Origin of the sequence: Microbacterium sp. UBA1612 (assembly GCF_002321605.1) — a bacterium.
Taxonomy (GTDB): Bacteria; Actinomycetota; Actinomycetes; order Actinomycetales; family Microbacteriaceae; genus Microbacterium; species Microbacterium luteum.
Map to the genome: position 1 here is coordinate 1 of NZ_DCMW01000016.1, position 24,912 is coordinate 24,912.

The following is a 24,912-nucleotide window of genomic DNA, read 5'->3' on the forward strand; positions in this document are numbered from 1 at the left end:
GCCCATCGGTGGATCGAGGCTTAGTTGGCCATGCCTCCGCACCGCCGACAACGACCACGGAGATCAGGCTCATAAGGAGGAATACAAAGGCCACTTTCGTCCAGATTGAACCGAGCCTGTATTGCGCGTCCCGGCTTTCGACTTCCTGGACCTTTACCTCTAACAGGTGATCCACGAGGTCGTATTCGGTGAGTTCGGATTCTCTCCAGGCAGTCACCATCTCGCGCCCACCTGCGACCTTCAACTTCCTTGGCCAAAGGGTAACAGTGGCGGTCAGCACGGTAAGGAAAGTCAGGCTGAACGGGACTACCCAGGCGAGACCCGCTTCCCGGTCTCCTATGCCGACCGAACTAACACTCGCGATGACACCCGCGGCGACCACTACGAAGGACGCTTTAGTATTCAGAAGGCGGGATCGCTCAAGGGCTGCGTCACGCGTGCGATCGAGTTCCTCGCTCAGTAGCCGGATGCGGGCGTCGCGATAATCGATGCTGATATCTTCTGCCTTACGTCTGCCGAACACACGCTCACAGTAACGAAACCCGGAGCGGCGTATCGGTCGGCCCCTACGGGAGGCCTCCCCGTACCGCCATCTCCCGTCGCGACTCAAGCGGGTATCCATTCGATCGGCGCCCCCGGCAGAGGGTCGTCATCAGGGCTTGACGGCGGCCGCGGCGGCCCGCCGCCCGCTCGCGCGATGCAATAGTTCGCGAGACCCGCCGCTGACAATGCCCGACGGCCGTGCCCTAACTGAACGTACTTCCGCGCCCTCGCCGGACCACCCAGCGCCCGCCAGCAACAGAGTCGATGCATGCGGAGTTCCGCTCACCGTGCCAGCGTCAGGAGCCGCCGCTTGCCGCTTCAGTCGCCGTCGATGCGTGCGTGGCGGCCCAGCTCGCGAGGAGGCGGAGCTTCTCCTCGTCGGCGCTGCCCTCCTCAGCGGCATAGATCATCAGCGATAGACCCGGTTCGGTGATGACCTCGGTGCCGACCATGTGCAACGCGAGGTCGCCGACGACGGGATGGACCGCCACTTTCATGCCGGCGTCGTGGCGGTGGACCACCGCGTTCGCCCAGCGGTCGCGGAAGACCTCGCTGCGCGTGGAGAGCTCGCCGACGATCTCCGTGATCCGCTTGTCGTACGGGTTGCGGCCGGCCTCGTGCCGAAGGACGGCGACGGTTCCATCGACGGCCTTGATCCAGTCCGGATAGAAGCTCTGCGCAGCCGGATCGAAGACGTTGAAGATCGCAATGTTCGGCGTCTCGGGCGCCTTCGCGAACATCGGCGCGTAGTACGCGCGGCCCAGATCGTTCGCGGCGAGCACGTCGAGGGCGCCGTTGCGCACGAACGCGGGCGCGGTCGTGATCGACTTCACCGCCGCGAGGATTCCGGGCCGCAACGAGTGAGACGTCGGCTTCGCCCGTCGTGACCGGGGACTGGCCGATGCGGCACGGGCGAGGTTGGCGAGGTGGTCGCGCTCGGTGTCGTCGAGCTGGAGGGCGTCGCCGAGGGAGTCGAGAACCTGATTCGAGACGCCCGCGACATCCCCCCGTTCGAGACGCGCGTAGTACTCGGTGGACACGCCAGCGAGCATCGCGACCTCTTCGCGGCGAAGACCCTTCACGTGGCGACGCCCTCCGAAGCTCGGCAGTCCGACGTCTTCGGGCTTCAGCCGGGCACGACGCGCTGTGAGGAAGTCGCGAACCTCGGTGCGGTAGTCCATGCCCTCACGCTACGTCGCCATCCGCGCGCAAACCAGGTACCCGCAGTACACGCAGAACCAGACTCTCGCCCGCCGCCTTCTCCTCTGATCGGGTGGCAGAGAAGGCAGACCGCACCGATAGAAGGAGCACCACGATGACCGATTCCGCCACCACCGGTTGGACCGGCGGCCAGCAGGCGTTCGGCGACCTCGCCCCGGCCCTGGCCCACTACACCGACAAGGTCCTCTTCGACGAGGTGTGGGAGCGCGAGGAGCTCTCCAAGCGCGACCGCAGCCTCATCACCATCGCGGCGCTCACCGCGATGGGAAACGCCGACCAGCTCGGCTTCCACATCCCCTTCGGCATCGCCAACGGCCTGACCCAGGAGGAGATCATCGAGGCGATCACGCACCTCGCGTTCTACACGGGCTGGCCCAAGGGATTCTCCGCCATGGGCGTGGCCAAGAACGTCGCCGCATCAGCCGGCGACGAAGCCTGACAAGAAGGAAGGGTCCGCTGCATCGCAACGGACCCTTCCTCTTACGGCGTCGCAGTGACTTCAAACGCCGCCGCGCGTGCCTGCTCACTGAGCATCGGCGCGAGGTAGGCGCTGCTGGCATACTTCGCGCGGTAGGCGTCGTCGATGCTGTCGGCGAGCTCGACCGGGGCGGGGGTGAAGGTCACATCCACCGCTCGAGAGCCGGAGGTGACGCGCCCCGCGCGACGGGCGAGCACCCCGCGGTACCACCGCCCTTCCGTCCCCCTGTAGGAGCGGATGAACAGGCGCCCGTCGACCAGCACCGACCAGATCGGCACTGGCCGGCTGAACGTGCCGTCGGGGCGCAGGCTCGACACGCTGAGCTCGCCGCGTCGGCCCACGCCCTCGAGGGCGTCGTGCTCGCCCGTCACCGGGGTCACTTCCCGCTGTAGACCGGGAAGAACGAGAACTCGCCGTACTCGCGGTGCTCCAGCCCGCGGAGCGTGTTCATGTCCTCCTCGGAGATCGTGAAGTCGACCTGGGCGTTGTCGCGCATGTGCGCCGGGTTGGCCGTCTTCGGCAGCGACACCGTGCCGAGGTCGAGGGTGTAGCGTATGCACAGCTGCGGCACGCTGACGCCATAGCGCTCGGCCATCGCGGTCACTTCGCTGTTCTTCATCATCTCGCCGTGCGCCATGGGGGAGTACGCCTCGACGAGGATGCCCTTGCCGGTGCAGTACTCGATGAGCTCGGCCGGGGTGTTCCCGACGTGCACCAGCAGCTGGTTCACGTGCGGGACCACACTCGCGCCTTCGAGCAGGCTCTCGATGTCGGCCTGCTGGAAGTTGGAGACGCCGATCGAGCGCAGCTTGCCGGCCGCGAGGGCTTCTTCGAGCGCACGCCAGGCGGCGCGGTTGCCCTCGGCGTAGTCGCCGCCGCGGAAGTCATCCCACGGCTGCGGGCTGTGAATGAGCATCAGGTCGATGTGGTCGAGCCCCATCGTGGCAAGAGAGGAATCGATCGCCGCGACCGCGCCCTCGTAATCCTTGATCTCGGCGGCGAGCTTCGTCGAGACGAAGAGCTCCTCGCGCGGCACGTCGGCGGTGCGCACCCCCTCACCGACGCCTCGTTCGTTGCCGTACGCCTGCGCGGTGTCGATGTTGCGATAGCCGGCGGCGACCGCATCCCGCACGGCCTGCGCTGCCTTGTCGTCGTCGATGAACCAGGTGCCGAGCCCGAGCTTCGGGATCTCGACGCCGTTGGACAGGGTGTAGGTCTCGTCAGTGATCATGCGTTCTCCTTCATCGTAGGGAGGGTGTTGTAGTACTCGTCGTCGACCGGCTCGAGCCATATGTTGTCGACATCGTCACCGGGTACCGAGATGGCGACGTGGCTGAACCACGAGTCGGCCTTCGCTCCGTGCCAGTGCTTCTGACCGGCCGGAATCTGCACGACCGAGCCGGGCTCGAGGCTGACCGGCTCCTCGCCCTCGGCCTGGAACCAGCCGCTGCCGGCGACGGCGAGGAGGATCTGCCCGCCCCCGCTGCTCGCGGCGTGCACGTGCCAGTTGTTGCGGCACCCGGGTTCGAACGTCACGTTGGCGACGAACATCCCGAGATCCGCCAGGGGAGCGAGGTAACTCTGCCCGCTGAAGTAGGGCGCGAAGGCGTCGTTCGCGGCGCCGAGAGGAAACAGGCTGTCGAAGTCTGAATCGGTCATGATGGGTCTCCTTCCGACCAGTCCCACCAGACAACTCTGGCCGCCGGCGCGGGGGAAGGACCTGTCACGACGCGTACTGGCAGTACGTGGAAAAACCCGACAGGGTGCGCCTCGCTCAGGACGCCAGAACAAGACGCTCGATGGCATCCTCCAGCCACGCGAGGTAGGCCGACCGCGACCATCCGGCGTCGATGACCAGCTGGGTGTAGCTCTCCGGTGAGATGAGGAACGACAGCACATCGGCGCACTGCTGGTGCGGGCGGGAACCTCGCACCAGCCCCTTCGCATCGAGCATGGCCAGAGCGCCCCGCATGTCCGCTCGACGATTGGTCTGCAGCTGATCGAGCCGTCGGGCGACGTCGGCGTCGCCGGCGGCAGCATCCAGCAGGCGCGGCCACAGACGAGCGACCCGCTCGTTCGCGCCGCCGACGAAGGCCACGAGAAAGCTCAGCGTCTCGGCGGGGCCGAGCGACGCTGCTTGCTCGCCCAGCTGGCGGGCGTGTAACGGGCCCTTGCCCTCCTCGCCGGCGAAGGCGTAGTCGAATCCGGCCAGCAACAGCGCCGCTTTCGGCCCGTTCTGCTTCACCGTCTCGAGCGAGACGCCCGCCTCCTTCGCGATCCGCGCGAGGGAGGCACCGGAGTAGCCCGCGTCGCCGAAGACATCGATGGCGGCTTCGAGAATGCGCTGGCGGGTCTGGGCTGCTTGCGCTTCGCGCAGGGGGGAACTGTACGGGGGCATTGACTTTCCTCTGGGGGTACTGAATACTTCCTAAGTACTTTCAACACCCTAACAGGAGTCCACATGTCCTCTCTCCTTCTCTGCAGCACGCCGGTGCGCGGCCACGTGACGCCCCTGCTCGCCGTCGCTCGAGCTCTCGTCGGAGCAGGGCACGACGTGCGGTTCCTCACCGGCCGTACCTATCGAGAGGCCGTCGAGCAGACGGGCGCTCGCTGGTGCGCTCTGCCGGCCGAGGCCGACTACGACGACAGCGACATGGATGCGGCCTTTCCCGCCCGTGTCGGGCGAACCGGCGCGGCGGGCGTCCGCTGGGATCTCCAGCACATCTTCCTCGATCCCGCCCCGGCGCAGCTGCGCGCGGTGGACGAGCTGCTCGCGACCCAACCAGCCCACGCCGTGCTCACCGAGAGCATGTTCCTGGGCGCCATGCTGCTCCTGAGCCGACCCGCCGCAGAGCGTCCGCCGGTGATCAACCTCGGCATCATCCCCCTGGGCCTGCGCAGCCGCGACACCGCACCGTTCGCCCTCGGCATCCCGCCTCGCCCCGGCGCCGCGGGCCGAGCGCGCAACGCGCTTCTCACCTGGAGCACCGACCGGTTCGTCTTCGGCGACCTGCAGCGCGCCGCGGCGCGGCAGGTTCGAGACATCGTCGGGGCAGAGCTGCGCACGCCCGTGATGAACTATCCGTCGCTCGCCGATGCGGTGGTGCAGTTCAGCGTGCCGGAGTTCGAGTACCCGCGCACCGACGTGCGCACCCGCGTTCACTTCGTCGGGCCGGTCTCGCTGGCCGACGCCTCCTCGATCCCGGTGCCGGACTGGTGGGGGGATCTCGACGCCGACCGTCCGGTCGTCCACGTCACCCAGGGCACGGTGGCCAACGCCGACCTGAATGATCTCGTGCTCCCGACCATCGACGCGCTCGCCGATCGCGACGTGCTCGTCGTCGCCACGACCGGTGGGCGCGAGCTGCCCCGCCGTCCGCTGCCCGCAAACGCGCGGATGGCCGCCTACCTTCCGTACGACCGCCTGTTCCCGCGCACGAGCGTGCTCGTCACGAACGGCGGCTACGGCGGGGTGCACTACGCCCTCGCGCACGGGGTGCCGGTCGTCGCGACGGGCAACACCGAAGACAAGGCCGAAGTGGCCGCCCGGGTCGCCTGGAGCGGCGTCGGTCTGCGCCTGAAGCCCACCCGCACCGGCATCGCGCCCACCCGGATCGCCCACGCCGTCGACGAGATCCTCGGCAACGGCTCGTACCGCGAGCGCGCCGCGCACATCGGCGCCGCCATCACCCGAGCTCCCGGGCCGCTCGGGATCGAGGCCGTGCTCGACAGCCTCGCGGGCGCTCGCACCTCCTGATCGTCATCACCCCTTCCACCCGCATCCCTCCTCGAGGACGACATGAACACTTCCGACACCACCCCTGACGCTTCCGACACCTCCGCCGCGATCCTGCCCGGAGAGCACCTGCACGCCCTGCGGTCCGCCCTTCACGGCCCGGTCATCCTGCCGGGCGACCCGGAGTGGGACGACGCCCGCCGCGCTTGGCAGCTCCTCGTCGACCAGCACCCGGTGGCGGTGGTGGTGCCCGCCGATGTCGACGACGTCGTCGCGACCGTGCTGGCCGCGCGCAAGCTCGGGCTGCGCGTGGCACCGCAGTCCACGGGCCACGCGGCCGGAACCGTCGACTCGCTCGCCGACACGATCCTGCTGCGCACCTCCGCGCTCGACACCGTCGAGATCCGCCCCGCGACCGCGTCGGCCCGGGTGGGCGCCGGCGTGAGCCTGGGTGCGGTGGCCGACGCCGCCGCGCAGCACGGTCTCGCGGTCGTCGCGGGCATGGCGCCCAGCGTCGGCGCTGTCGGGTTCGCGCTCGGGGGAGGGCTCGGATGGCTCGCCCGTTCGCACGGTCTCGCGGCGAACAGCATCCTCGCCCTCGAAGCCGTCGATGCCCACGGCCGGGTGCTCCGCATCGACGAGACGCACCACACGGACCTCTTTTGGGCCGCTCGCGGGGGAGTGGCGCCGGTAGTCGTCACGGCGATCGAGATTCGGCTCTACCCGATCGCCGAGGTGCACGCCGGCGCGTTGATGTGGCCGCTCGAGCGCGCCGCCGACGTCGCGCACGCGTGGCGGGAGTGGACCGCCGACATCCCCGATTCGGTGACCTCACTCGCGCGCGTGCTGCGCTACCCGGCGATCCCCGAGATTCCGGAGTTCCTGCGGGGTCGTTCCTTCGTCGCCGTCGAAGCGGCGGTGCAGGCCGACGCCGCCACGGCGGACGCGCTGGTGGCGCCGCTTCGCGCCCTCACGCCCGAGATCGACACGATCCACCCGATGTCGCCGGCCGAGCTGGGGGCCGTGCACGGCGACCCGCCTCAGCCCGCGCCCGCGCGGGGCAAAGCGATCCTTCTCTCGGAGATCTCCGCCGCCAGCGTGGACGCCTTCATGGATGCCGCGCTCGCGCCCTCGTCTGCACCCTTGCTGTCGATCGAGCTGCGGCATCTGGGCGGTGCGCTTCGTGCAGGGAGCGGCACGGGCGGAGCGGTCTCGACGATCGACGGCGAGGGACTCGTCTTCGCCGTCGGAATCGTCCCCGTCCCCGAGGCTCACGAGCCGGTCCGTGCGGCGGCGCTCGAGGTCGTCCACCGCCTGCGTCCGCACGCGGCACCGCGGCTCGTGAGGAACTTCGCCGAACGGCCGGTTGCCGCATCCGACCTGTACGACGAACCCACCCTCGCCCGGCTCCGCGACATCGCCGCCGCCTGGGACCCGGACCGCGTCATCCACGTCGGCCATCCGCTCGGCTGATTCACACCGCCGTCGACCATTCGCCGGCCATCACAACGACGGCGCACACGAGCGCTGAAACGGCCATCGCCCCCATGAGCCACGCCATCGCGCGGTTGCGAGTGGGCGCCCGCCTCACGGTGAGCGACACGACGACCATCGCCGCGAACAGCGAGCCGGTGAGCACCAGGGCGATCGTCGGAACGAGAATCTGCAACTGCAGCATCCCGATGAACAGCGCGATGCAGATCGCGGCGAAGATCGCCCCGGGAATCAACCAGCGTCTGCGTCCACCCTCCTGCAGCGATCGCTGGGCGCGCACGCGGGTCGGATCCGAATCGGCCATCGTCGACCTCCCTTCCTCGCGCGGCGACGCTACCCCCGCGCGTGCGTACCCCGCACCGGGGTTGACACTCGCTTGGGCGTGTCGGCGGGCGACGACGTACCGTGGAAGCGGATCGTCATCCGACGGAAGGCAGGGGAATGAAGATCGTCGCGTCATCGGACTGGCGGGACGCTCTCCCGTACGACAAGCCCATCCGGGTGGCCGACGTCGCCGACGGCGAGCCGGCGCGCTGCTTCTCGTGCGGCGCCGGCTCCGATCCGCTCGCCCGCACCGAGCTGTGGGCGGTCAAGCACCGGCATCCGAAGAACCACAGCGGCTACGTGCGCTTCTACTGCAGCGCGCATGTGCCCGCATCCCCGGCCGCCACGGCACCGACCACCACCCCTGCGCGCCGCGGCGCGGCACCGCGCGCGCAGCGTCGCCCCACCCCCGAGCGCCGCCCCGCACCGCGACGCGTGAGCGCCGCCGAGCCGATCGTGCGCGCGAAGTGCCCCGACTGCTTCATCGAGGTCTCGGCCACCGGTGAATGCGGCATGTGCGGGCAACGGGTCAGCTGAGCCGGCGCCACATCCGCTAGCGACCGGCTCCGCGGGTCTCAACCCCCTAGCCCTGGTTTCGGATGCGGGAGAGCGTGGGGAGATGGCATCCCACGACATCGATCTCGCACGCCTGGACGCCTGGTGGCGCGCCGCGAACTACCTCAGCGTCGGCCAGATCTACCTGCTCGAGAACCCGCTGCTGCGCCGGCCGCTCGTCGCGGAGCACGTCAAGCCCCGACTGCTCGGTCACTTCGGCACGGTGCCGGGGCTCACCCTGATCTACGCGCACGCGAACCGGGTGATCCGCGAGCGCGACCTCGACGCGATGTTCATCGCCGGTCCCGGGCACGGCGGTCCGGGCATGGTCGCCGCGGCCTGGCTGGACGGCACGTACTCGGAGCTGTACCCCGAGGTCACCCGAGACGCGACGGGGATGCAGCGCCTGTTCCGGCAGTTCTCGTTCCCGGGCGGCATCCCGAGCCACGCCGCCCCGGAGACACCCGGGTCGATCCACGAGGGGGGAGAGCTGGGGTACTCGCTGAGCCATGCCTACGGAGCGGTGTTCGACAACCCCGATCTGACGGTGTTCTGCGTCGTCGGAGACGGCGAGGCCGAGACCGGGCCGCTGGCGACCGGATGGCACGGGAACAAGTTCGTCGACCCCCGCACCGACGGAACCGTCGTGCCGATCCTGCACCTGAACGGATGGAAGATCGCGAACCCGACGGTGCTGGCGCGCATCCCCGAGTCGGAGCTGGCGGACCTGTTGCGCGGATACGGGCACGATCCGATCTTCGTCACCGTCGACGCGGCGGACCCGCACGAGGAGGTGCATCGCCGCATGGCCGAGGCGATGGACGAGGCGCTCGACTCGATCGCGCGGCAGCGGAGCGACCTGACCGTGGTGCGTCCGCGCACGCCCATGATCGTGCTGCGCTCGCCGAAGGGCTGGACCGGACCCGTCGAGGTCGACGGTGAGCCCGTCGAAGGCACGTGGCGCGCCCACCAGGTGCCGGTCGACGCCGCACGGGACGACGACGAGCACCGCCGCATCCTCGAGGACTGGATGCGCTCCTACAGGCCCGAGGACCTCTTCGACGACCACGGACGCCCCGTCGACGCGATCGACCAGGCGACGCCCGAGGGTGCCCGGCGGATGTCGGCGAACCCGCACGCCAACGGCGGCCTGCTGCGACGCGAGCTCGACCTGCCCGACATCGCCGATCACCTGTCGGGTCTCGAGCCGGACGGTTCCGCCGAACGCTCGGCCATGGGCGAGCTCGGGCACTATCTGGCCGAGGTGATCGAGCGCAACCCGACCGACTTCCGGCTGTTCGGACCCGACGAGACCGCGTCGAACCGGCTCGCGCCGGCGGTGTTCGAGGCGAGCGGGAAGCGGTGGAACGCCGGCTCCGATCCGCGCGACGAGAACCTCTCGCGCACGGGGCGCATCATGGAAGTGCTCAGCGAGCATCAGGCGCAGGGCTGGCTCGAGGGATACCTCCTCACCGGCCGGCACGGGCTCTTCGCGACGTACGAGGCCTTCGTGCACATCGTCGACTCGATGTTCAACCAGCACGCCAAGTGGCTGGAAGCGGCCTCCGGCATCGCGTGGCGAGAGCCGCTGTCGAGCTTCACCTACCTGCTCTCCAGCCATGTGTGGCAGCAGGATCACAACGGCTTCACCCATCAGGATCCCGGCTTCCTCGACCTCGCCGTGAACAAGCGCGCCGACGTCGTGCGCGTCTACCTCCCGCCGGATGCCAACACCCTCGTGGCGACGGTCGACCACTGCCTGCGCACCACCGACCGCATGAACGTCGTCGTCGCCGGCAAGCAGCCGGCACCGCAGTGGTTCACCCCCGACGAGGCGGAGCGGCATCTCGCACGCGGCGCGAGTCGGCTCGCGTGGGCGGGCACCGATGCCGACGGCGTGGATGCCGTGCTCGCCTGCGCGGGAGACGTTCCGACCGAAGAGGTGGTCGCCGCGGCGCGGCTGTTGCGCGAGGACGCGCCGGGACTGCGGGTGCGGGTGGTGAACGTGATCGACCTGATGCGGCTGCAGACACCCTCGCAGCATCCGCACGGCATGGACGAGGAGTCCTTCGACGAGCTGTTCCCGCCGGAGGTGCCGATCATCTTCGCCTTCCACGGCTACCCCTGGCTCGTCCACCGCCTCGCGTACCGGCGCGCGGCGCATCCCCACCTCCACGTGCGGGGCTACAAGGAGCGGGGCACGACCACGACGCCTTTCGATATGCGCCTGCTCAACGACATCGACCGGTACCGGCTGGCGGCCGACGTGCTCGATCGTGTTCGCGGAGCCGCAGAGCGCCACGCTTCGCTCCGGGCACAGCTCGACCGGCGTCGGGAGGAAGCGCGCGCCTACACCAGGGACCACGGGGTCGATCATCCCGCGGTCGCCGGTGGGGCCGAGCGAGGAACGTCTAGCTCACCGACCGGCACAGTTCAACCCATCGACGTCGGGTGATCAGCACACGTACCGTCGGAGAATGAGAAGCGAGGGAGCGTGATGCGTCGGCACCAGTTCGTCATCGACGACAGGACCTACGTCCTTTCCGAGGAGGACCTCGCCGAAGACACCAAGCAGGCGGTGCTCGAGGCGGTGCGCGATGGCGGCGGCTACGTCGAATTCGCGACCACCGAAGCCACGGTCACCGATGTGCTGATCACACCCCACTCCAACGTGCGGATCGAACACACCGACGTGATCGAGTCGGACCGCCCCGCCGACCCCTTCAGTGACCAGCACTTCGACATCGACTCCTGGCTCTGAAGCTCGAGAACTAGTTAGGGCGCCTAATCAGAGTTACTTCGGCGACGCGGTGCTTGTAGCGTGTTGCGGTGGGCAAACTCATTTACGGCAGCGACGGGTACTCGTTCGACATCGACGACCGCACCCTCGCACACCTCCGAGTCGTCTTCATGAACAAGCTCCGCCGCGCGGAGCCGTTCTTCTTCCACCACCCCGAGACCGTCGGCAGCCGGAGTGTCTGGGTGCACCCCTCGGTCTCGATCGTGTTCCACTTCTACGGCAGCCGGAATCCCGCGCTGAACCGCGCCTGGATCGAGACGCTTCTGCACGACGCCAGCGGGCCGCACGGGCTCGCCGTGGGTCCGGAGCCTGCCGAGCCGGCGACGGCCGAGGGCTGAGTCAGCGACACTCGTCGTCGACGGCGTCGGTGACGAGGTCGATGAACGCCGCGACCGCCGCGGCCTGATCGGCCGTCAGGGTGTCTGCCAGGCCGCGGATCTGCGCGGTGAGCGGATCGATCCCGTCGATGTCGCCGTCGCGATCCAGCGGCACCACGTACTTGCTCCGCCCGTCGTCCGGATGCCGGAGGAACGTGATGATCCCCCCGGTGTACAGGCGGTTCAGGATGCCGGTCACCGACGGCGTCGAGATGCCCAGGTGCTCGGCGACATCCGTCGGTGTGACCGCCACTCCCTGATCGCTCATGTCGAAGATGAACCGCGTCGCGGCACGCGCGTTCTCACTCGGCCCGCACTCATTCTGACGGCGGCGCGCCAGGCGTCCCTCGGCGAGGCGGAGGCGCTCGATGGACCGGGCGGCATCGACCTTCGTGCGCGTTGCGCCCGGGTCGTTCTCGGCGATGCGGCTCGCATCGGTGTCGTTCTCGACGATGTCGGTCATCCTGGGCCACGTTTCGGTCGACGGCGGTGGGACAGCACGAGCGTACCCGCACCGTGCCCGCGCCGTCTCGCGCGGACCCTGTGTTACGGCCGCGGGCCTCATCCGTCAACCCCCTTCGCGTGCCGAACGGTGGGGCGAAGGTGGAAGGACGACGACGCGATCGGAGGATGCACATGCGTTTCGGATACACCCTCATGACCGAGCAGAGCGGACCGCGCGAACTCGTGCGGTATGCACAGGCGGCCGAAGACGCCGGGTTCGACTTCGAGGTCTCCAGCGACCACTACTCGCCGTGGCTCACCGAGCAGGGACACGCGCCCTACGCCTGGACGGTGCTCGGCGCCGTCGCGCAGGCGACGTCCTCGGTCGAGCTCATGACCTACGTCACGTGCCCGACGGTGCGCTACCACCCCGCGGTGGTCGCTCAGAAGGCGGCGACGCTGCAGATCCTCGCCGAGGGCCGGTTCACCCTGGGCCTCGGGTCGGGCGAGAGCCTCAACGAACACGTCGTCGGCGAAGGCTGGCCGGGCGTCGACACGCGACAGTGGATGCTCGAAGAGGCCATCCAGATCATCCGGCAGCTGCACACGGGGGAGCTCGTGACATACGCCGGCGAGTACTTCCAGGTCGATTCCGCGCGCATCTGGGACCTGCCCGACGAGGGCGTGCCGATCGGCGTGGCGGTCTCGGGAGACGCATCCATCGCGCGATTCGCGCCGCATGCCGACCATATGATCACCACCGAGCCGAAGGCGGAGCTCGTGACCGGATGGGATGCCGCGACCTCGACGAGCTCGCGGAAGATCGCCCAGGTGCCGATCTCGTGGGATCCCGATCGCGACCGGGCCGTCGAGCGGGCGCATGAGCAGTTCCGGTGGTTCGCCGGCGGCTGGGGAGTGAACGCCGACCTGCCGACGCCGCGCGGATTCTCCGCCGCGACGGCGTTCGTGCGCCCGGAAGACGTCGCCGCCTCGATCGCGTGCGGGCCGGACCTCGACGAACTCGCCGCCAGCGCGCAGCCGTTCCTCGACGCCGGCTTCACCGACCTCGCCTTCGTGCAGATCGGCGACGAGGCGCAGGATGCCTTCCTCGCCGAGGCCGCCGAGGGGCTCCTCGAGCGCGCCCGCGCGCTCAGCTGAGCGAGGCACGGCGACGACGCGCGGCGCTCCAGCGGCGGCCGAGAACGCCCTGACGGGGACTGAAGAGGTAGACCAGGGCGAACACCGCTCCCTGCGTCACCACGACGAGGCCGCCGGAGGCGGCGTCGGCCCAGTAGCTGATGTAGATGCCGACGACCGAGCAGACCGCCGAGATCGCCGGCGCGAGGATCAGCATCCGGCTGAAGCGATCGGTCAGCAGATAGGCGGTCGCGCCCGGGATGATGAGCATCGCCACGACCAGCACGACTCCCACCACCTGCAGGGCGACGACCGCGGTCAGGGCGAGCACTCCGAGGAGCAGGGCGCTGAGGAAGCGCGGCGACAGCCCGATCGCGTGAGCGTGGGTGGGATCGAAGGCGTACAGCGTGAGGTCGCGGCGTCGCACGAACAGCACGACGAAGGCGACGGCCGCGAGCACGGCGATCTGCACGAGCTCGGCGGCGGAGATGCCGAGGATGTTGCCGAAGATGATGTGGCTGAGGTCGGTCTGGCTCGGCGTCACCGAGATCATCACGAGCCCCGCGGCGAACAGGGTCGTGAAGACGATGCCGATGGCGGCATCCTCCTTGATGCGGCTCGTGCCGCGCACCAGGCCGATAAGGCCGACGGCGAGGAACCCGAAGACGACGGCGCCGAGTGCGAACGGCACGCCGACGACGTAGGCGAGGACGACCCCCGGCAGCACGGCGTGCGACACGGCGTCGCCCATGAGCGACCACCCCACGAGCACGAGCCAGCAGGACAGCACCGCGCACACGACCGCAGCGATGACGGTCGTCGCGATCGCCCGCACCATGAAGTCGTACTGGAGCGGCTCGAGGATGAGATCGAGGAGGCTCATGACGGGGCCCCGTCATCGCGCGGATCCAGACCGAAGGCCCGGGCGAGGTTCTCGGGCCGGAGCGCCTCGGCGACCGGACCCTGGAACAGCACGCGGTGTCGCAGGAGAACCGCGTGGTCGGCGAGCCGGGGGAGGGCGTGCAGGTCGTGCGAGGAGACCAGCACCGCGCAGCCGGCGGCGGCGAGATCGCGCAGCAGCCGCACGATGGTCGCCTCCGACGCCTTGTCGACGCCTGCGAACGGCTCGTCCAGCAGCAGGATCTCCGCCTCCTGGGCGATCGCGCGGGCGACGAAGGCGCGCTTGCGCTGCCCGCCGGACAGGCGCCCGATCTGCCTGTCGGCGAGGTCGGCGAGCCCGACGCGGTCGAGTGCGCCCGCGACGGCCTCGCGGTCCCGGGGGCGAGGGCGCCGCAGGATGCCCTGGCGCGCGTACCGGCCCATCATCACCACGTCGTGCACGCTCACCGGGAACTGCCAGTCGACGGCCTCGCTCTGCGGCACGTATCCGACGCGACCGGCCTTGCGGGCGGCGGCCGGTGCGGCTCCGTCGATGCTCACACGACCGTGGTCGGGACGCCGCATCCCCATGATCGTGGTGAACAGCGTCGACTTGCCCGATCCGTTCATGCCGATCAGGCCGGTGACGCCTCCGCGGTCGAGAGTGAGGGACACCCGGTCGAGTGCGCGGATCTCCCCGTAGGAGACCGACACCTCGTCGACCTGCACCGCGGCGGTCATGACGCGTTCGTCAGCCCGGCCACGATCGTGTCGACGTCGTGGCGGATGAGGTCGAGGTAGGTCGGGACGGGCCCGTCGGACTCCGAGAGCGAGTCGACGTAGAGGATGCCGCCGAACGTCGCGTCCGTCGCCTCGACCACCTGCTGCATCGCCCGGTCCGAGACCGTGGACTCGCAGAACACCGCCGGCACATCGCGGTCGCGCACGAACTCGATCGTCGCCGCGATCTGCTGCGGAGTGGCCTGCTGCTCGGCGTTGACGGCCCACAGGTACTGCTCGGTGAGGCCGGCGTCGCGAGCGAGATAGCTGAAGGCGCCCTCGCACGTGACCAGGGCGCGGTGGTCGGCGTCGAGCTCGGACAGTCGTGCGTCGAGATCGTCCTGGATCTGCTGCAGCTGCGCCTTGTAGTCGGCGGCGCGGGCGGCGAAGGCGTCGGCGGCGGCGGGGACAAGGTCGGCGAAGGCCTCGGCGATGTTGTCGACGTAGATCTGCACGTTGGCGGGACTCATCCACGCGTGCGGATTCGGCGTACCCGCATACGCGTCGTCGGCGATGTCGATCGGCTCGACGCCGTCGGAGACGACGACGTGCGTCACATCGACGGTCTCGACGAACTGCGCGAACCACGCTTCGAGGTTCAGCCCGTTGTCGATGACGAGGTCGGCGTCGCTCGCGGCTCGGATGTCGCCGGGCGTGGGCTCGTACCCGTGGATCTCGGCACCCGGCTTCGTGATCGAGGTGACCTCGATGTCGTCTCCCGCGACGTTCTGCGCGATATCCGCGAGCACCGTGAAGGTCGTGAGCACCTGCGGACGGTCCGCGGCCGCCGACTGCGGGTCAGGCGCAGAAGAGCAGCCGGCCAGGCAGAGCGCGCCGACGGCGGACATCGCCGCGACCACCACTCCGCGCGAATATTTCGGCATACCGAAACTTTAGGATTCGGGGTGCTGAAACGCCAATCGGGCCCGGTGCTGAACGCACCGGGCCCGATCGGAAATCCTGGGGTCAGGACTGGCTGGCGATGGCGAACCGCACTGAGCCGTCCTGGTTCATCTCCGCGTCGAGCACGCGGTCATCGAGCGCGGTGTTCGCGCCGTTGTCGAGGAAGACGCGTGCGCCGTGGTCCTCGACCACCTGGTCGCCGTTCTCGGGAGCCGAGGCGACGGCGAGCTCGAAACCGGTCTCCTGGGAGCCGGTGTCTCGGATGCGCACGCCGCCCTGGTCGGCGTCGGGCAGCTGGGCGATGATCGTCTTGACGGCCGTGGCGGCGTTCTCGGTGAGCGTGAGCATGGGTGCTCTCCTCTCGTTCGGGACGTTCGGACCGGCCACGATTCCGAGAATCCGGCGTCGCCGCAAGCGGATGGCCCCATTTGGAGGGGATTCCCAAACTCGTCGCGTCGGGTCAGCGCGCGGCTTCGTACGCTTCGAGCACCGTCGCCGGAACGCGGCCACGGTCGGAGACCTGGTAGCCGTTCTCCTTCGCCCACGCGCGCACGGCGCCGTAGTCCTGGCCCGCTTTGCGGCGTCGCGGGGCGCTCGACGAGATGCCTCTCCCGCCCGAGACGCGGCGTGCGGCGTCGACGTAGGGGGCGAGGATCTCCCGGAGCGCGGCGGCGTTGGCGTCGGTGAGGTCGATCTCGTAGGCGGTGCCGTCGAGGGAGAACAGAACCGTCTCCCCTTCACCGACCTCGAGGACGCTTCCATCCAGGTCGTCGACGAGCTGGTGCACGATTCTGCGGGCCATGGGCCCACCCTACTGAGCAGGCCGCGACTTGACCATGAACGCCTCGCCATGCGGCGCGCCGTCGCGATCAGGGCAGGATGCCGGCGCGGCGGGCGCGAGCCACGGCCGCGTGCCGCGTGCCGGCGTCGAGCTTGCCCATCGCCGACTGCAGGTACGACTTCACCGTCGCCTCCTTCAGGGCGAGCGTCGCGGCGATCTCCGCGTTCGTCGCTCCCAGCGCCGCACAGGCCAGCACGTCGATCTCGCGCGGTGACAGGCGGGCGCTCGGGCCGTCGTCGACGGCGTCATCCCGGGCGAGAGCGGCCCACCGCTGTTCGAGGCGGGACAGGCGATCGCGCACCGCCGGGTCGGTGATCGCGGCGGCGATGCTGCGCAGCTCGGCGTAGCTCGCGCGCAGCTCTTCGCGTGCGGCAGGCGGCAGTGCGGCGGCGTCGCGCGCATCGGCGGGCGGCATCGTGGCCACCCGTCGATCGAGATCGTCACGCAGGCGCAGCTGCGCCGCGAGGTCGTCGGCGGCGGCGATCGTCGGCTGGGCGATCGCCCCGCCGGTCGGGGCGGAGCGGCGAGATCCGCAGTAGAGCATGCCGCGGGGTCGCCCGGAGACGACCACCGGCACGGCGACCAGGGTGACGATGCGGGCGCCGAGGATGGCCGCGTCGTAGTCGTGGGTGATCGTGCGCGAGGTGCGGTAGTCGAGCGCGAGCCGCGGGCGGCTCTCCACCATCGCGCGACCACCGAGACCGCGGTGCTCTCGCACCACCAGTCCCTCGATCGACTGCGCGTGCTCGCCGAAGATCGCGCTGACGTGCACGGCACCGTCGTGGGCGAGGCCGCCGAAGGCGACCGTGTGAGGCGAATTCCGGGCGAGGGTCACCACCGCCTGCTCGACGAGGGCCTGATCGCTGCTGCGCGTGCGGATTGCGGACATGGGCACCTACCGGTCGGACGGCCTCGGCGCCGTCGCGACGACGATACACCGGTGCCGGGAGCGGGCGGGTGGGCGGCCTACACGCTGTCCGCCCGCTCCAGGTCGAGAAGCCGGCGCTTGAGCTCCGGCCGGCCCCCGTACTCGCCGAGCGAGCCGTCGGCGCGCACGACGCGGTGCACGGGGACGACGATCGAGAAGGGGGTCGTGGCGCAGGCGGTTCCGACCGCTCGCGCCGCCCGCGGGTGGCCGGCGAGGATCGCCACCTCGCCGTATCCGGCGGTCTCGCCGTAGGGGATCTCGCACACCGCCTGCAACGCCGCTCTGGTGAAGCCGCGCACCTGCTCCCAGTCGAGGGGCAGGTCGAAGGCCTGTCGTTCGCCGGAGACGTACTCCGACAGCTGCGCCGCCGCACGAAGAGCCAGCGGATCGCGATCGTCGGGCGTCAGCATGCCGGGATGACGTCGGGAGACCGCGGTGAGATCGGTCTCCAGGTCGCGGGCCGGGTGAAGCCAGACGACGCGCTCGTCATCGACGACGATGAGCACCTCGCCGACCGGGGTCGGGTGCACGTGGAAGCGGAGTGTCATGGCGTCATCCTGTCGCGAGCGCCGCGACGTCGTCGATCCTGCGCGGGGGGCTGGGGAGCGTCGCTTGGTGCGACACGGCTGGGGAGGAGCGGTTCACCCCGAGCGGTGCCGCGCCTTCCAATACCGCGAAACTCTGTCGGGATGCAAGAGGAGCGCGCGTCCCGCGCATAGTGTGACTGTCGTGTGGCGAGCAGAAGGCAGCGTCGCGGTCGGTGAGCAGGTGGCCGGACCGGCGGCGACCGTGACCCCCGGCGACCTCGATCTCTCGGAGCCGGGCGTGCGGGTGACCCATGTCGCCGAGTCCGAGCGCGATCGGCTGCGCCGTCAATCCGCGCGTCTGGGCGGGCGCTCGACGCTGCTGCACTTCGACGAGAGCGTCGACGCGGGCATCGAGATCACGAAGGCGCACCCGGGAAGTCTGCCGCAGTTCATCACCGGGCGCTCGACGCTCCTGTCCAACCTCTTCCGCGACGAGGTCGCGCTGCGGACCGCACGCATGGCGGCCGAGCAGATCACCGCCAAGAACGTGGAGCTGCGCACGGCGCGCGGGATCGAGGCCGTGCACCTCGCCGTCGGTCTCGCGGTCTGGCGCCTCGGCGGGCTGGAGTGCTCGGCGCCGGTGCTGCTGCGGCCGCTGGCGATCCGTCGCCACCACAGCGACTTCGAGCTGAAGCTGCACGGTTCGTTCTCGGTCAACCCCGAACTCGTGCGCGCCCTGCGCACGCACTTCGGCATCGACCTCGACGGCGACGCGCTCGCCGCCCTGGCCTATGACCAGGGGGTGTTCAAGCCCCAGCCCGTCATCGACCATCTGCGCGCGCTCACCTCCGGCTTCGATCACTTCCGGGTGCACCCCCGGCTGGTGGTCTCGAGCTTCGCCGACGTCGGCGAGACCATGACGCGCGACTGCCGCGACCTCGACCACCCCGTACTGAATGCGCTCGCCGGGCATCTCGCCGACCGCGAGGCCTTCACGGCTCGCCGCGACGTGCCGCAGATGCCGCACCCCGACGAGCGACCGCCCGCCGCCGACACGCTCCTGCTCGACGCGGACGCCGAGCAGGAGGCGGTCCTCGCGCGCATCCTCGCCGGACAGTCCCTCGCGGTGCACACCCTGCCCGGCACGGGGGGCACGCAGACCGTGATCAACACCGTCGGCGCGCTCGTGCGCGACGGCAAGCGCGTGCTGGTGGTGAGCGCGCGACGGTCGACCCTCGACGGCATCCGGCACCGCCTCGCCGGCATCGGGCTGCCCGGCCTCGCGGTCTCGCCGCGATCCCTGCGCCGCGACCTGATCCGGGCGATCGGCCGCAACGAGAAGGCGCAGGCGCCGAAGGTCGCCGACATCGACGACGCGCTCGTGCGCCTGCGCGGCGTGCTGCGCGACTACCGCACCGCCGTGACGAAGACCGACGACGCCCTGAAGGTGTCGGTGCTCGACATCCTGCGGGCGCTGTCGCGCCTGTCCGCGCGGGATGTGCCGCCGTCGACCTCGGCGCGCCTCGGGGTGCGCACCCTGCTGCGCCTCGCGGCCTCGCGCGATGTGGCCGCCACGAAGCTGGCCGCCGCCGCACGACTCGGCGAGTTCCGCTTCGGGCCCGACGACTCGCCGTGGTACGGCGTCTCGTTCGCGACGACGGAGGATGCGCGCGCCGCCCACGCCCTCGCGGGGCGCCTGCACCGCACCGACGTGCCGGCCCTCCTGGAGCGCGGATACGAGCTGATCGCCCAGACCCGCATGCACCCCTTCCGCACGGTCGCCGACCTCGGGGAGTACCTCTCCGTGCTGCAGGGCATCCGCGACACGCTCGACCGGTTCAGCCCCACGGTGTTCGAGCGACCCCTCGTCGAGCTCATCCAGGCGCACGCGCCGCGCCGGGACGCACCCACGATGAGTGGGGCGAATCGCCGTCGGCTGCGGCGCCTGTCGAAGGAGTACATCCGTCCGGGCGTGCACGTGCCCGACATGTACGAGGCGCTGCTGCGCATCCAGCACCAGCGCACCCAGTGGCAGCGCTTCGTCGACGCCGGGATCACGCCGGAGGTGCCGCTCGGCCTCGCCGACGTCGTCACCGCGTGGCAGCGGGCCGACGCGGAGCTCGCCGACCTCGACGGTGTGCTGGGCCGCACCGGCTCGCACGCGCTGTCGACGCTCCCCGTCGCGACCCTCGTGCGCACCCTGGCGTCGCTCGCCGCCGAGTCGTCGTACTTCGACAACCTCGTCGAACGCGCCACCCTCCGCACCGAACTCGGCGAGATGGGCCTCGAGCCGCTGCTGTCGGAGCTGTCGGTGCGGCACGTTCCCGAAGAGAACGTCGAGGCGGAGCTGGAATTCGCGTGGTGGCAGTCGGCGCTCGAGCACGTGCTGCGCTCGGATCGCGCTCTTCTGGGCGCGAACACCGCGGTGGTGGACCGACTGGAACGAGACTTCCGGCTCGTCGACGAGGCCCACGCGGCCGCTGCCGGTCCGCTCCTCGCCGCACAGCTGGCGACCCAGTGGCGGATCGGCCTGGTCGACCACGCCGACGAGGCCGACGCCCTCAAGCGCGCCCTGAAGGACGGCGTCAGCGCCACCCACGTGCTGCAGGCCGCCCCCACCCTCATGCGCACCCTCGCTCCGGTCTGGCTCGCCTCGCCCTACGACGTGCCGCGCATCCCGGGCGACGAGGACTTCGACGTGGTCGTCGTCGCGGATGCCGCCTCGCTCGCCCTCGCCGAGGCCACCCCGGCCCTCCGCCGGGCGCGCCAGGTCGTCGTGTTCGGAGACCCCGTCACGCAGAAGCCCACGCCCTTCCGCGTCGCGGCCGGCGAGCTGTCGGAGGACGACCGCCTCGAAGCCGAGGACGCGGAGCCGTTCGACAGCGTCAGCGTGTTCGAGCGCCTCGCCGAACTCGTGCCCATCGCGACCCTCACCCGCAGCTACCGCGCCGGGGGAGAGGACCTCGCCGAACTCGTCAACGACGCGTTCTACGGCGGCGAGCTCTCCTCGCTGCCGTGGGCGGGGTCGTATCTCGGACGCGGGAGCCTCAGCGTCGACTACGTCGAGGGCGGCACGGGCGTGCCCGATCCCGTGACCGGTGCCGTGGAGAGTCCGGATGCCGAGGTCGCTCGCGTGGTCACGCTCGTGGTGGAGCACGCGGTCAACCGCGGCCAGGAGTCCCTCATGGTCGTCACGGCCAGCACCCGGCACGCGGCGCGGATCCGGGCCGCCGTGGAAGCGGCCTTCGCCGGCCGCTCCGACGTGGCCGACTTCGTCTCGCGCGACACGGCGGAGCCGTTCGCGGTGCTGAGCCTGGAGGAGTCTGTCGCCGAGAGCCGGGATCGTGTGGTCTTCTCGCTCGGTTTCGGCCTCACCCGCCACGGTCGCGTGCTGAGCGACTTCGGCGATCTCTCCACGCCCGACGGCGATCGCCTGCTGACCGTCGGCATGACGCGCGCGCGGCGGTCGATGGTCATCGTCTCGTCCATCCGCCCGTCGTCCTTCGATGACGGTCGACTCGAGCACGGCGCGGCGACGCTCATGAGCATCCTCGGCGGACTGGCCGCACGGCAGCGCGACGCGCGCCTGGAGGATCTCGCCGACCCGCTCACGCGCTCCCTGGCCCGCGAGCTGCGGCGGCTCGGTGTGGCCGTCGACGTCGACTACCGGGGCCTGCTGCCCCTCGTCGCCCAGCACGACGGCAAGGCGGTCGTGGTCGAGAGCGACCCCGAGACGGTCGCGGACTCGCTGCGCGAGGCCCTCCGGCTGCGGCCGCAGATCCTGCGGCGCCTCGGCTGGCACTACGTGCGCGTGCACTCGTTCGACCTCTACAGCGACCCCGCCTCGGTCGCGGAGCGCATCGCCGGCCTGCTCGGTGTGTCGTCCGAAGCGCCGCGCGCCGACGCGGACACACAGCCGATCGATGTCATCGAGTGACCGGCAGCGTGTGGAGAAGGTCCGCGGCGCCCGACGGGCGAAGCTGACCGCCGCACCCGGCACCACCGACGAGCCCGACGAGCCCGACGCCGACCGTGACGCCGAGGCCGCCGCGCCGGCATCCGGACCGAACGACGAGCGGATGCGCCGCGAGGTGCCGCCCCACTACTGAGGCGGAGCGGGTCTAGACCTTCGGGGTGGCGTTCTGCTTCTCGAGCAGATCGCGGATCTGCACCAGGATCTCCTGCTCGGTGGGCAGCTGCGGCTCTTCGGGTGCCTTGTCGACGCCCGCCTTCGCGGCGGCCCGCGCCTTCATGAGGTTCATCGGGTGCACGAAGACGAAGTAGACCACGAGCGCCACGGCCAGGAACGAGATGACGGCGTTGATCAGGGTGTCCACGGGGAAGGTCACGTCGCCCCAGAGACCCTGCACCGTGAATCCGATGGTGCCGTCTTCGGAGGGCTGCCACACCAGCTGGATCAGCGGATTGATGATGCTCGCGACGATCGCGTTGACGACCGCGGTGAAGGCGGCGCCGATGACCACGGCGACGGCGAGGTCGATGACGTTGCCTCGGAGGATGAACTCCTTGAAACCCTTGATCACGGTGTCTCCTTCCGGCCTCGGCGGCCGTTCACGCGCCCGACGGTGCGGGGGCGGATGTGCTTTCGGACTTCGATGATGACGAAGACGAGCCCGCGTCGCCACCCTGGGACGCTTTCGCGGTCGACGACGAGCCCGAGCGCGAGTCGGTGCGGTAGAAGCCCGAGCCGTTGAAGGTGACGCCGATCGACCCGTACTCCTTGCGCAGCACGCCCCCGCATTCGGGGCACTCGGACAAGGTCGGTTCGGAGAAGGACTGCACGGCGTCGAAGCGGTGTCCGCAGTTCTTGCAGGCATAGGCGTAGGTGGGCATGGGCGACTCTCGGTATCGGCTCAGCGCGCCGCAGGCGCGAACTCGTGGATGCGGGTGGGGGTGACCGCGCCGGTGACCGGCTGGTCGTGGAGCTCGGAGGGGACCTCGTCGAGGATTTCGCTGTCGTAGACGACGGCGTAGACCGGCGGGCAGCCCTCCATCGATCCGATCGTCTTGTCGAAGTAGCCGCGACCCCATCCCAGGCGCATGCCGGTGCGGTCGACCGCGGCGGCCGGCACGATCATGAGGTCGACATCGTTCACCGCGATGGGGCCGAGCAGCTCGCCGACGGGCTCCGGCAGCCCGAACAGGCCCTCGGCGATGTCGCCGTCTTCAGTGGCGACCGTCCAGTCCAGCAGGCCGTCGGTGCGGGTGATGGGGAGGAGAACGCGGATGCCGCGGGCGACCGCGCCCTCCACGAAGGCGCGCGTCGACGGCTCGAACGGGGTGGAGAGGAAGCACGAGATGGCCGAGACCTCGTGACGGGCGAGCAGGTCGTCCAGGTGCGCACTCAGCTGCTCGCCGGCCGCCTCCACAGCGGCGGCCGACATCACGCGGCGGCGTTCGCGCAGTTCGGCACGGAGGGCGCGCTTTGCGTCGTCGATCGCGTCGGACATGGATCGATTGTATGTCGCCGACACGGGCCCGACACATGATGCCGGTAGGATCTCGCCATGCCGTCACAGCCCTTCAAGGCCGTCATTCCCGCTGCCGGACTCGGAACGCGATTCCTGCCCGCGACGAAGGCGATGCCCAAAGAGATGCTCCCCGTCGTCGACAAGCCCGCCATCCAGTACGTGGTCGAAGAGGCCACTGCGGCCGGCATCGACGATGTGCTCATCATCATCGGTCGCAACAAGAACAACCTCTCCAACCACTTCGACTCGGTGCCCGAGCTCGAGGTCAAGCTCAAGGAGAAGGGCGACGAGGACAAGCTCGCGCGCGTTCAGCACTCCAGCGACCTCGCCGACATCCACTTCGTGCGTCAGGGCGAGCCCAAGGGGCTCGGTCACGCCGTGCTGCGCTCGCGCGCGCACGTCGGCGACTCGCCGTTCGCGGTGCTGCTCGGCGACGACCTGATCGACGAGCGCGACGTGCTGCTGACCAAGATGATGGAAGAGCACGAGCGCACCGGCGCCGCGATCATCGCCCTCATGGAGGTCGACCCCGAGCACATCCACATGTACGGCGTCGCGACGGTCGAGGAGACCGACCAGGACGACGTCGTCAAGGTGAAGGGGCTGGTCGAGAAGCCCAAGCGCGAAGACGCCCCGTCGAACCTCGCGATCATCGGTCGCTACGTGCTCTCTCCCGCGGTCTTCGACATCCTGGAGCGCACGGAGCCCGGCAAGGGCGGCGAGATCCAGCTCACCGATGCGCTGCAGGAGATGGCCGCCGACCCGGACGGTCCGGGCGTGTACGGCGTCGTCTTCCGCGGCCGCCGCTACGACACCGGGGATAGGGTGGACTACATCAAGGCCATCGTGCAGCTCGCCGCCGACCGTGACGACCTCGGTCCCGACCTGCGCCCCTGGTTCAAGGAGTTCGCGGCGTCCCTGTGACGCCGCCGTTTCGGAGGGGGAGCGCATGGACCTCGCGTCTCCCCGCTCGTACGGATCGATCGCGATCCGCCTGATCCGCCAGCGGGATTCTCGCGCGCTGCAGCAGGAGCTGCTCACCAACCGCACCTGGCTGCGTCCGTGGGAGGCGACGAACCCGGACGGGCCCGTGTCGATCGACATGCGCTCGGCGGTTCGTCGCCTCCTGCAGCAATACCGCGACGGGGGCGGCATCCCGTTCGTGATGGAGGAGAACGGGACCATCGCCGGGCAGCTGAACGTGTGGGGCATCGCCCGCGGCTCGCTCGCCTCCGCGACGATCGGCTACTGGGTGAGCGAGCGCTTCGCCGGGCGCGGCATCACCCCCACGGCGGTCGCCCTGGCGACCGACATCTGCTTCTCGGAACTCCGCCTGCACCGCATGGAGATCTGCATCCGGCCCGAGAACACGGCGAGCCTGCGCGTGGTCGAGAAGCTCGGCTTCCGCTACGAAGGGCTGCGTCGGCGGTACATCCACATCGACGGGGACTGG

Annotated in this window: 30 protein-coding genes; 12 read left to right on the forward strand and 18 right to left on the reverse strand. The window is 70.0% G+C overall.

Features of this window, described 5'->3' with window-relative positions; genetic code table 11:
* Both B3S45_RS06880 and B3S45_RS06885 read right to left on the reverse strand, forming a co-directional pair.
* Nucleotides 1–523 (reverse strand): hypothetical protein (locus B3S45_RS06880; protein WP_286718342.1); only part of this gene is annotated, 523 nt, incomplete at its 3' end.
* 316 nt (nt 524–839) lie between these two features.
* Nucleotides 840–1,724 carry a helix-turn-helix transcriptional regulator gene (locus B3S45_RS06885; protein ID WP_286718344.1) on the reverse strand — a complete coding sequence of 295 codons (885 nt, stop codon included), beginning with the start codon at nt 1,722–1,724 and terminating at the stop codon, nt 840–842.
* A 134-nt stretch (nt 1,725–1,858) separates the two neighbouring features.
* On the opposite strand from B3S45_RS06885, the gene B3S45_RS06890 reads away from it, so the two are divergent.
* Nucleotides 1,859–2,203, forward strand: a complete 345-nt coding sequence (locus tag B3S45_RS06890) for a carboxymuconolactone decarboxylase family protein (protein ID WP_286718347.1) — start codon at nt 1,859–1,861, stop codon at nt 2,201–2,203.
* A 41-nt stretch (nt 2,204–2,244) separates the two neighbouring features.
* Here the strand turns inward: B3S45_RS06890 and B3S45_RS06895 are convergent, their stop codons facing one another.
* The 4 genes from B3S45_RS06895 to B3S45_RS06910 form a co-directional block, all read right to left on the reverse strand.
* A complete protein-coding gene (locus B3S45_RS06895) occupies nt 2,245–2,622 on the reverse strand; it encodes a DUF2255 family protein (RefSeq protein ID WP_286718349.1) in 378 nt (125 codons plus the stop codon).
* Nucleotides 2,619–3,473: an aldo/keto reductase gene (locus B3S45_RS06900; RefSeq protein WP_286718352.1), complete on the reverse strand. Its 855-nt coding sequence runs from the start codon at nt 3,471–3,473 to the stop codon at nt 2,619–2,621. Before B3S45_RS06900 ends, B3S45_RS06895 begins: the two co-directional genes overlap by 4 nt.
* Nucleotides 3,470–3,901: a cupin domain-containing protein gene (locus B3S45_RS06905; protein WP_286718355.1), complete on the reverse strand. Its 432-nt coding sequence runs from the start codon at nt 3,899–3,901 to the stop codon at nt 3,470–3,472. Before B3S45_RS06905 ends, B3S45_RS06900 begins: the two co-directional genes overlap by 4 nt.
* A gap of 115 nt (nt 3,902–4,016) precedes the next feature.
* Nucleotides 4,017–4,640, reverse strand: a complete 624-nt coding sequence (locus B3S45_RS06910; protein ID WP_286718357.1) for a TetR/AcrR family transcriptional regulator — start codon at nt 4,638–4,640, stop codon at nt 4,017–4,019.
* Nucleotides 4,641–4,703: 63 nt separating this feature from the next.
* On the opposite strand from B3S45_RS06910, the gene B3S45_RS06915 reads away from it, so the two are divergent.
* Together B3S45_RS06915 and B3S45_RS06920 are read left to right on the forward strand one after the other, a co-directional pair.
* The gene (locus B3S45_RS06915) at nt 4,704–5,999 is read left to right on the forward strand and encodes a glycosyltransferase (RefSeq protein WP_286718359.1); all 1,296 of its coding nucleotides are present in this window, start codon (nt 4,704–4,706) and stop codon (nt 5,997–5,999) included.
* 42 nt (nt 6,000–6,041) lie between these two features.
* The gene (locus tag B3S45_RS06920; RefSeq protein ID WP_286718362.1) at nt 6,042–7,451 is read left to right on the forward strand and encodes an FAD-binding oxidoreductase; all 1,410 of its coding nucleotides are present in this window, start codon (nt 6,042–6,044) and stop codon (nt 7,449–7,451) included.
* A 1-nt stretch (nt 7,452) separates the two neighbouring features.
* Here B3S45_RS06920 and B3S45_RS06925 read toward each other — a convergent pair whose 3' ends face one another.
* Entirely contained in the window at nt 7,453–7,776 is a 324-nt protein-coding gene (locus B3S45_RS06925; protein WP_286718363.1) for a hypothetical protein, read from the reverse strand.
* 137 nt (nt 7,777–7,913) lie between these two features.
* Between B3S45_RS06925 and B3S45_RS06930 the strand changes: the two genes are divergently transcribed.
* The 4 genes from B3S45_RS06930 to B3S45_RS06945 all read left to right on the forward strand — a co-directional run bounded on the left by B3S45_RS06930 (nt 7,914) and on the right by B3S45_RS06945 (nt 11,489).
* Nucleotides 7,914–8,333, forward strand: coding sequence for a glucose-6-phosphate dehydrogenase (locus B3S45_RS06930; RefSeq protein ID WP_286718366.1), 420 nt, complete (start codon nt 7,914–7,916; stop codon nt 8,331–8,333).
* A gap of 82 nt (nt 8,334–8,415) precedes the next feature.
* A complete protein-coding gene (locus B3S45_RS06935; protein WP_286718369.1) occupies nt 8,416–10,806 on the forward strand; it encodes a phosphoketolase family protein in 2,391 nt (796 codons plus the stop codon).
* A 42-nt stretch (nt 10,807–10,848) separates the two neighbouring features.
* Nucleotides 10,849–11,112 (forward strand): hypothetical protein, encoded by a 264-nt coding sequence (locus B3S45_RS06940; RefSeq protein ID WP_071044502.1) that lies wholly within the window; start codon nt 10,849–10,851, stop codon nt 11,110–11,112.
* 68 nt (nt 11,113–11,180) lie between these two features.
* A complete protein-coding gene (locus tag B3S45_RS06945) occupies nt 11,181–11,489 on the forward strand; it encodes an ATP-dependent DNA ligase (RefSeq protein WP_071044503.1) in 309 nt (102 codons plus the stop codon).
* Nucleotide 11,490: 1 nt separating this feature from the next.
* Here the strand turns inward: B3S45_RS06945 and B3S45_RS06950 are convergent, their stop codons facing one another.
* Nucleotides 11,491–11,991 (reverse strand): MarR family transcriptional regulator, encoded by a 501-nt coding sequence (locus B3S45_RS06950; RefSeq protein ID WP_286718374.1) that lies wholly within the window; start codon nt 11,989–11,991, stop codon nt 11,491–11,493.
* 173 nt (nt 11,992–12,164) lie between these two features.
* On the opposite strand from B3S45_RS06950, the gene B3S45_RS06955 reads away from it, so the two are divergent.
* Nucleotides 12,165–13,130 carry a TIGR03557 family F420-dependent LLM class oxidoreductase gene (locus B3S45_RS06955; RefSeq protein WP_071044505.1) on the forward strand — a complete coding sequence of 322 codons (966 nt, stop codon included), beginning with the start codon at nt 12,165–12,167 and terminating at the stop codon, nt 13,128–13,130.
* On the opposite strand, the gene B3S45_RS06960 is transcribed toward B3S45_RS06955, so the two are convergent.
* The 7 genes from B3S45_RS06960 to B3S45_RS06990 all read right to left on the reverse strand — a co-directional run bounded on the left by B3S45_RS06960 (nt 13,123) and on the right by B3S45_RS06990 (nt 17,988).
* A complete protein-coding gene (locus B3S45_RS06960; RefSeq protein WP_286718379.1) occupies nt 13,123–13,992 on the reverse strand; it encodes a metal ABC transporter permease in 870 nt (289 codons plus the stop codon). The genes B3S45_RS06955 and B3S45_RS06960 overlap by 8 nt on opposite strands.
* The gene (locus B3S45_RS06965; protein WP_194384838.1) at nt 13,989–14,729 is read right to left on the reverse strand and encodes a metal ABC transporter ATP-binding protein; all 741 of its coding nucleotides are present in this window, start codon (nt 14,727–14,729) and stop codon (nt 13,989–13,991) included. The genes B3S45_RS06960 and B3S45_RS06965 overlap by 4 nt, the downstream gene beginning before the upstream one ends.
* Nucleotides 14,726–15,652, reverse strand: coding sequence for a metal ABC transporter substrate-binding protein (locus B3S45_RS06970; protein WP_286718389.1), 927 nt, complete (start codon nt 15,650–15,652; stop codon nt 14,726–14,728). The genes B3S45_RS06965 and B3S45_RS06970 overlap by 4 nt, the downstream gene beginning before the upstream one ends.
* An 82-nt stretch (nt 15,653–15,734) precedes the next feature.
* Complete coding sequence (locus tag B3S45_RS06975; protein ID WP_194384840.1) at nt 15,735–16,019, reverse strand: Fe-S cluster assembly protein HesB; 285 nt, start codon at nt 16,017–16,019, stop codon at nt 15,735–15,737.
* A 112-nt stretch (nt 16,020–16,131) separates the two neighbouring features.
* The gene (locus B3S45_RS06980; protein ID WP_286718392.1) at nt 16,132–16,473 is read right to left on the reverse strand and encodes a histone-like nucleoid-structuring protein Lsr2; all 342 of its coding nucleotides are present in this window, start codon (nt 16,471–16,473) and stop codon (nt 16,132–16,134) included.
* A 67-nt stretch (nt 16,474–16,540) separates the two neighbouring features.
* Entirely contained in the window at nt 16,541–17,401 is an 861-nt protein-coding gene (locus tag B3S45_RS06985) for a helix-turn-helix transcriptional regulator (RefSeq protein WP_286718395.1), read from the reverse strand.
* 77 nt (nt 17,402–17,478) lie between these two features.
* Nucleotides 17,479–17,988 carry a methylated-DNA--[protein]-cysteine S-methyltransferase gene (locus B3S45_RS06990; protein WP_286718397.1) on the reverse strand — a complete coding sequence of 170 codons (510 nt, stop codon included), beginning with the start codon at nt 17,986–17,988 and terminating at the stop codon, nt 17,479–17,481.
* Nucleotides 17,989–18,169: 181 nt separating this feature from the next.
* Between B3S45_RS06990 and B3S45_RS06995 the strand changes: the two genes are divergently transcribed.
* Together B3S45_RS06995 and B3S45_RS07000 are read left to right on the forward strand one after the other, a co-directional pair.
* On the forward strand, nt 18,170–21,904 hold the full coding sequence (locus B3S45_RS06995; protein WP_228480955.1) for an AAA family ATPase: 3,735 nt from the start codon (nt 18,170–18,172) through the stop codon (nt 21,902–21,904).
* The gene (locus tag B3S45_RS07000) at nt 21,891–22,076 is read left to right on the forward strand and encodes a hypothetical protein (protein ID WP_286718400.1); all 186 of its coding nucleotides are present in this window, start codon (nt 21,891–21,893) and stop codon (nt 22,074–22,076) included. The genes B3S45_RS06995 and B3S45_RS07000 overlap by 14 nt, the downstream gene beginning before the upstream one ends.
* 12 nt (nt 22,077–22,088) lie before the next feature.
* Here the strand turns inward: B3S45_RS07000 and mscL are convergent, their stop codons facing one another.
* Genes mscL through B3S45_RS07015 form a run of 3 tightly spaced genes read right to left on the reverse strand, consistent with a single transcriptional unit; the run spans nt 22,089 to nt 23,438 of the window.
* Nucleotides 22,089–22,511: a large conductance mechanosensitive channel protein MscL gene (gene mscL / locus B3S45_RS07005; protein ID WP_286718403.1), complete on the reverse strand. Its 423-nt coding sequence runs from the start codon at nt 22,509–22,511 to the stop codon at nt 22,089–22,091.
* A gap of 28 nt (nt 22,512–22,539) precedes the next feature.
* Nucleotides 22,540–22,821 carry an FmdB family zinc ribbon protein gene (locus B3S45_RS07010; protein WP_286718406.1) on the reverse strand — a complete coding sequence of 94 codons (282 nt, stop codon included), beginning with the start codon at nt 22,819–22,821 and terminating at the stop codon, nt 22,540–22,542.
* Between the two features lie 20 nt (nt 22,822–22,841).
* Complete coding sequence (locus B3S45_RS07015) at nt 22,842–23,438, reverse strand: 5-formyltetrahydrofolate cyclo-ligase (protein ID WP_194384847.1); 597 nt, start codon at nt 23,436–23,438, stop codon at nt 22,842–22,844.
* 57 nt (nt 23,439–23,495) lie between these two features.
* On the opposite strand from B3S45_RS07015, the gene galU reads away from it, so the two are divergent.
* Entirely contained in the window at nt 23,496–24,383 is an 888-nt protein-coding gene (galU, locus tag B3S45_RS07020; RefSeq protein ID WP_194384848.1) for a UTP--glucose-1-phosphate uridylyltransferase GalU, read from the forward strand.
* A gap of 25 nt (nt 24,384–24,408) precedes the next feature.
* Nucleotides 24,409–24,912 (forward strand): GNAT family N-acetyltransferase (locus tag B3S45_RS07025; protein ID WP_286718410.1); only part of this gene is annotated, 504 nt, incomplete at its 3' end.

Excerpts from the sequence above, each read along its gene's own strand:
- B3S45_RS06955 (WP_071044505.1), top strand. The coding sequence starts at position 12,165 with ATGCGTTTCGGATACACCCTCATGACCGAGCAGAGCGGACCGCGCGAA.
- B3S45_RS06920 (WP_286718362.1), top strand. The coding sequence starts at position 6,042 with ATGAACACTTCCGACACCACCCCTGACGCTTCCGACACCTCCGCCGCG.
- B3S45_RS06980 (WP_286718392.1), bottom strand. The coding sequence starts at position 16,473 with ATGGCCCGCAGAATCGTGCACCAGCTCGTCGACGACCTGGATGGAAGC.
- B3S45_RS06900 (WP_286718352.1), bottom strand. The coding sequence starts at position 3,473 with ATGATCACTGACGAGACCTACACCCTGTCCAACGGCGTCGAGATCCCG.
- B3S45_RS06885 (WP_286718344.1), bottom strand. The coding sequence starts at position 1,724 with ATGGACTACCGCACCGAGGTTCGCGACTTCCTCACAGCGCGTCGTGCC.
- B3S45_RS06950 (WP_286718374.1), bottom strand. The coding sequence starts at position 11,991 with ATGACCGACATCGTCGAGAACGACACCGATGCGAGCCGCATCGCCGAG.
- B3S45_RS06990 (WP_286718397.1), bottom strand. The coding sequence starts at position 17,988 with ATGACACTCCGCTTCCACGTGCACCCGACCCCGGTCGGCGAGGTGCTC.
- B3S45_RS06905 (WP_286718355.1), bottom strand. The coding sequence starts at position 3,901 with ATGACCGATTCAGACTTCGACAGCCTGTTTCCTCTCGGCGCCGCGAAC.
- B3S45_RS06915 (WP_286718359.1), top strand. The coding sequence starts at position 4,704 with ATGTCCTCTCTCCTTCTCTGCAGCACGCCGGTGCGCGGCCACGTGACG.
- B3S45_RS06985 (WP_286718395.1), bottom strand. The coding sequence starts at position 17,401 with ATGTCCGCAATCCGCACGCGCAGCAGCGATCAGGCCCTCGTCGAGCAG.
- B3S45_RS06940 (WP_071044502.1), top strand. The coding sequence starts at position 10,849 with ATGCGTCGGCACCAGTTCGTCATCGACGACAGGACCTACGTCCTTTCC.
- B3S45_RS07000 (WP_286718400.1), top strand. The coding sequence starts at position 21,891 with ATGTCATCGAGTGACCGGCAGCGTGTGGAGAAGGTCCGCGGCGCCCGA.
- B3S45_RS06935 (WP_286718369.1), top strand. The coding sequence starts at position 8,416 with ATGGCATCCCACGACATCGATCTCGCACGCCTGGACGCCTGGTGGCGC.
- B3S45_RS06890 (WP_286718347.1), top strand. The coding sequence starts at position 1,859 with ATGACCGATTCCGCCACCACCGGTTGGACCGGCGGCCAGCAGGCGTTC.
- galU (WP_194384848.1), top strand. The coding sequence starts at position 23,496 with ATGCCGTCACAGCCCTTCAAGGCCGTCATTCCCGCTGCCGGACTCGGA.
- B3S45_RS07015 (WP_194384847.1), bottom strand. The coding sequence starts at position 23,438 with ATGTCCGACGCGATCGACGACGCAAAGCGCGCCCTCCGTGCCGAACTG.
- B3S45_RS06970 (WP_286718389.1), bottom strand. The coding sequence starts at position 15,652 with ATGCCGAAATATTCGCGCGGAGTGGTGGTCGCGGCGATGTCCGCCGTC.
- B3S45_RS06925 (WP_286718363.1), bottom strand. The coding sequence starts at position 7,776 with ATGGCCGATTCGGATCCGACCCGCGTGCGCGCCCAGCGATCGCTGCAG.
- B3S45_RS07010 (WP_286718406.1), bottom strand. The coding sequence starts at position 22,821 with ATGCCCACCTACGCCTATGCCTGCAAGAACTGCGGACACCGCTTCGAC.
- B3S45_RS06960 (WP_286718379.1), bottom strand. The coding sequence starts at position 13,992 with ATGAGCCTCCTCGATCTCATCCTCGAGCCGCTCCAGTACGACTTCATG.
- B3S45_RS06910 (WP_286718357.1), bottom strand. The coding sequence starts at position 4,640 with ATGCCCCCGTACAGTTCCCCCCTGCGCGAAGCGCAAGCAGCCCAGACC.
- B3S45_RS06975 (WP_194384840.1), bottom strand. The coding sequence starts at position 16,019 with ATGCTCACGCTCACCGAGAACGCCGCCACGGCCGTCAAGACGATCATC.
- B3S45_RS06965 (WP_194384838.1), bottom strand. The coding sequence starts at position 14,729 with ATGACCGCCGCGGTGCAGGTCGACGAGGTGTCGGTCTCCTACGGGGAG.
- B3S45_RS06930 (WP_286718366.1), top strand. The coding sequence starts at position 7,914 with ATGAAGATCGTCGCGTCATCGGACTGGCGGGACGCTCTCCCGTACGAC.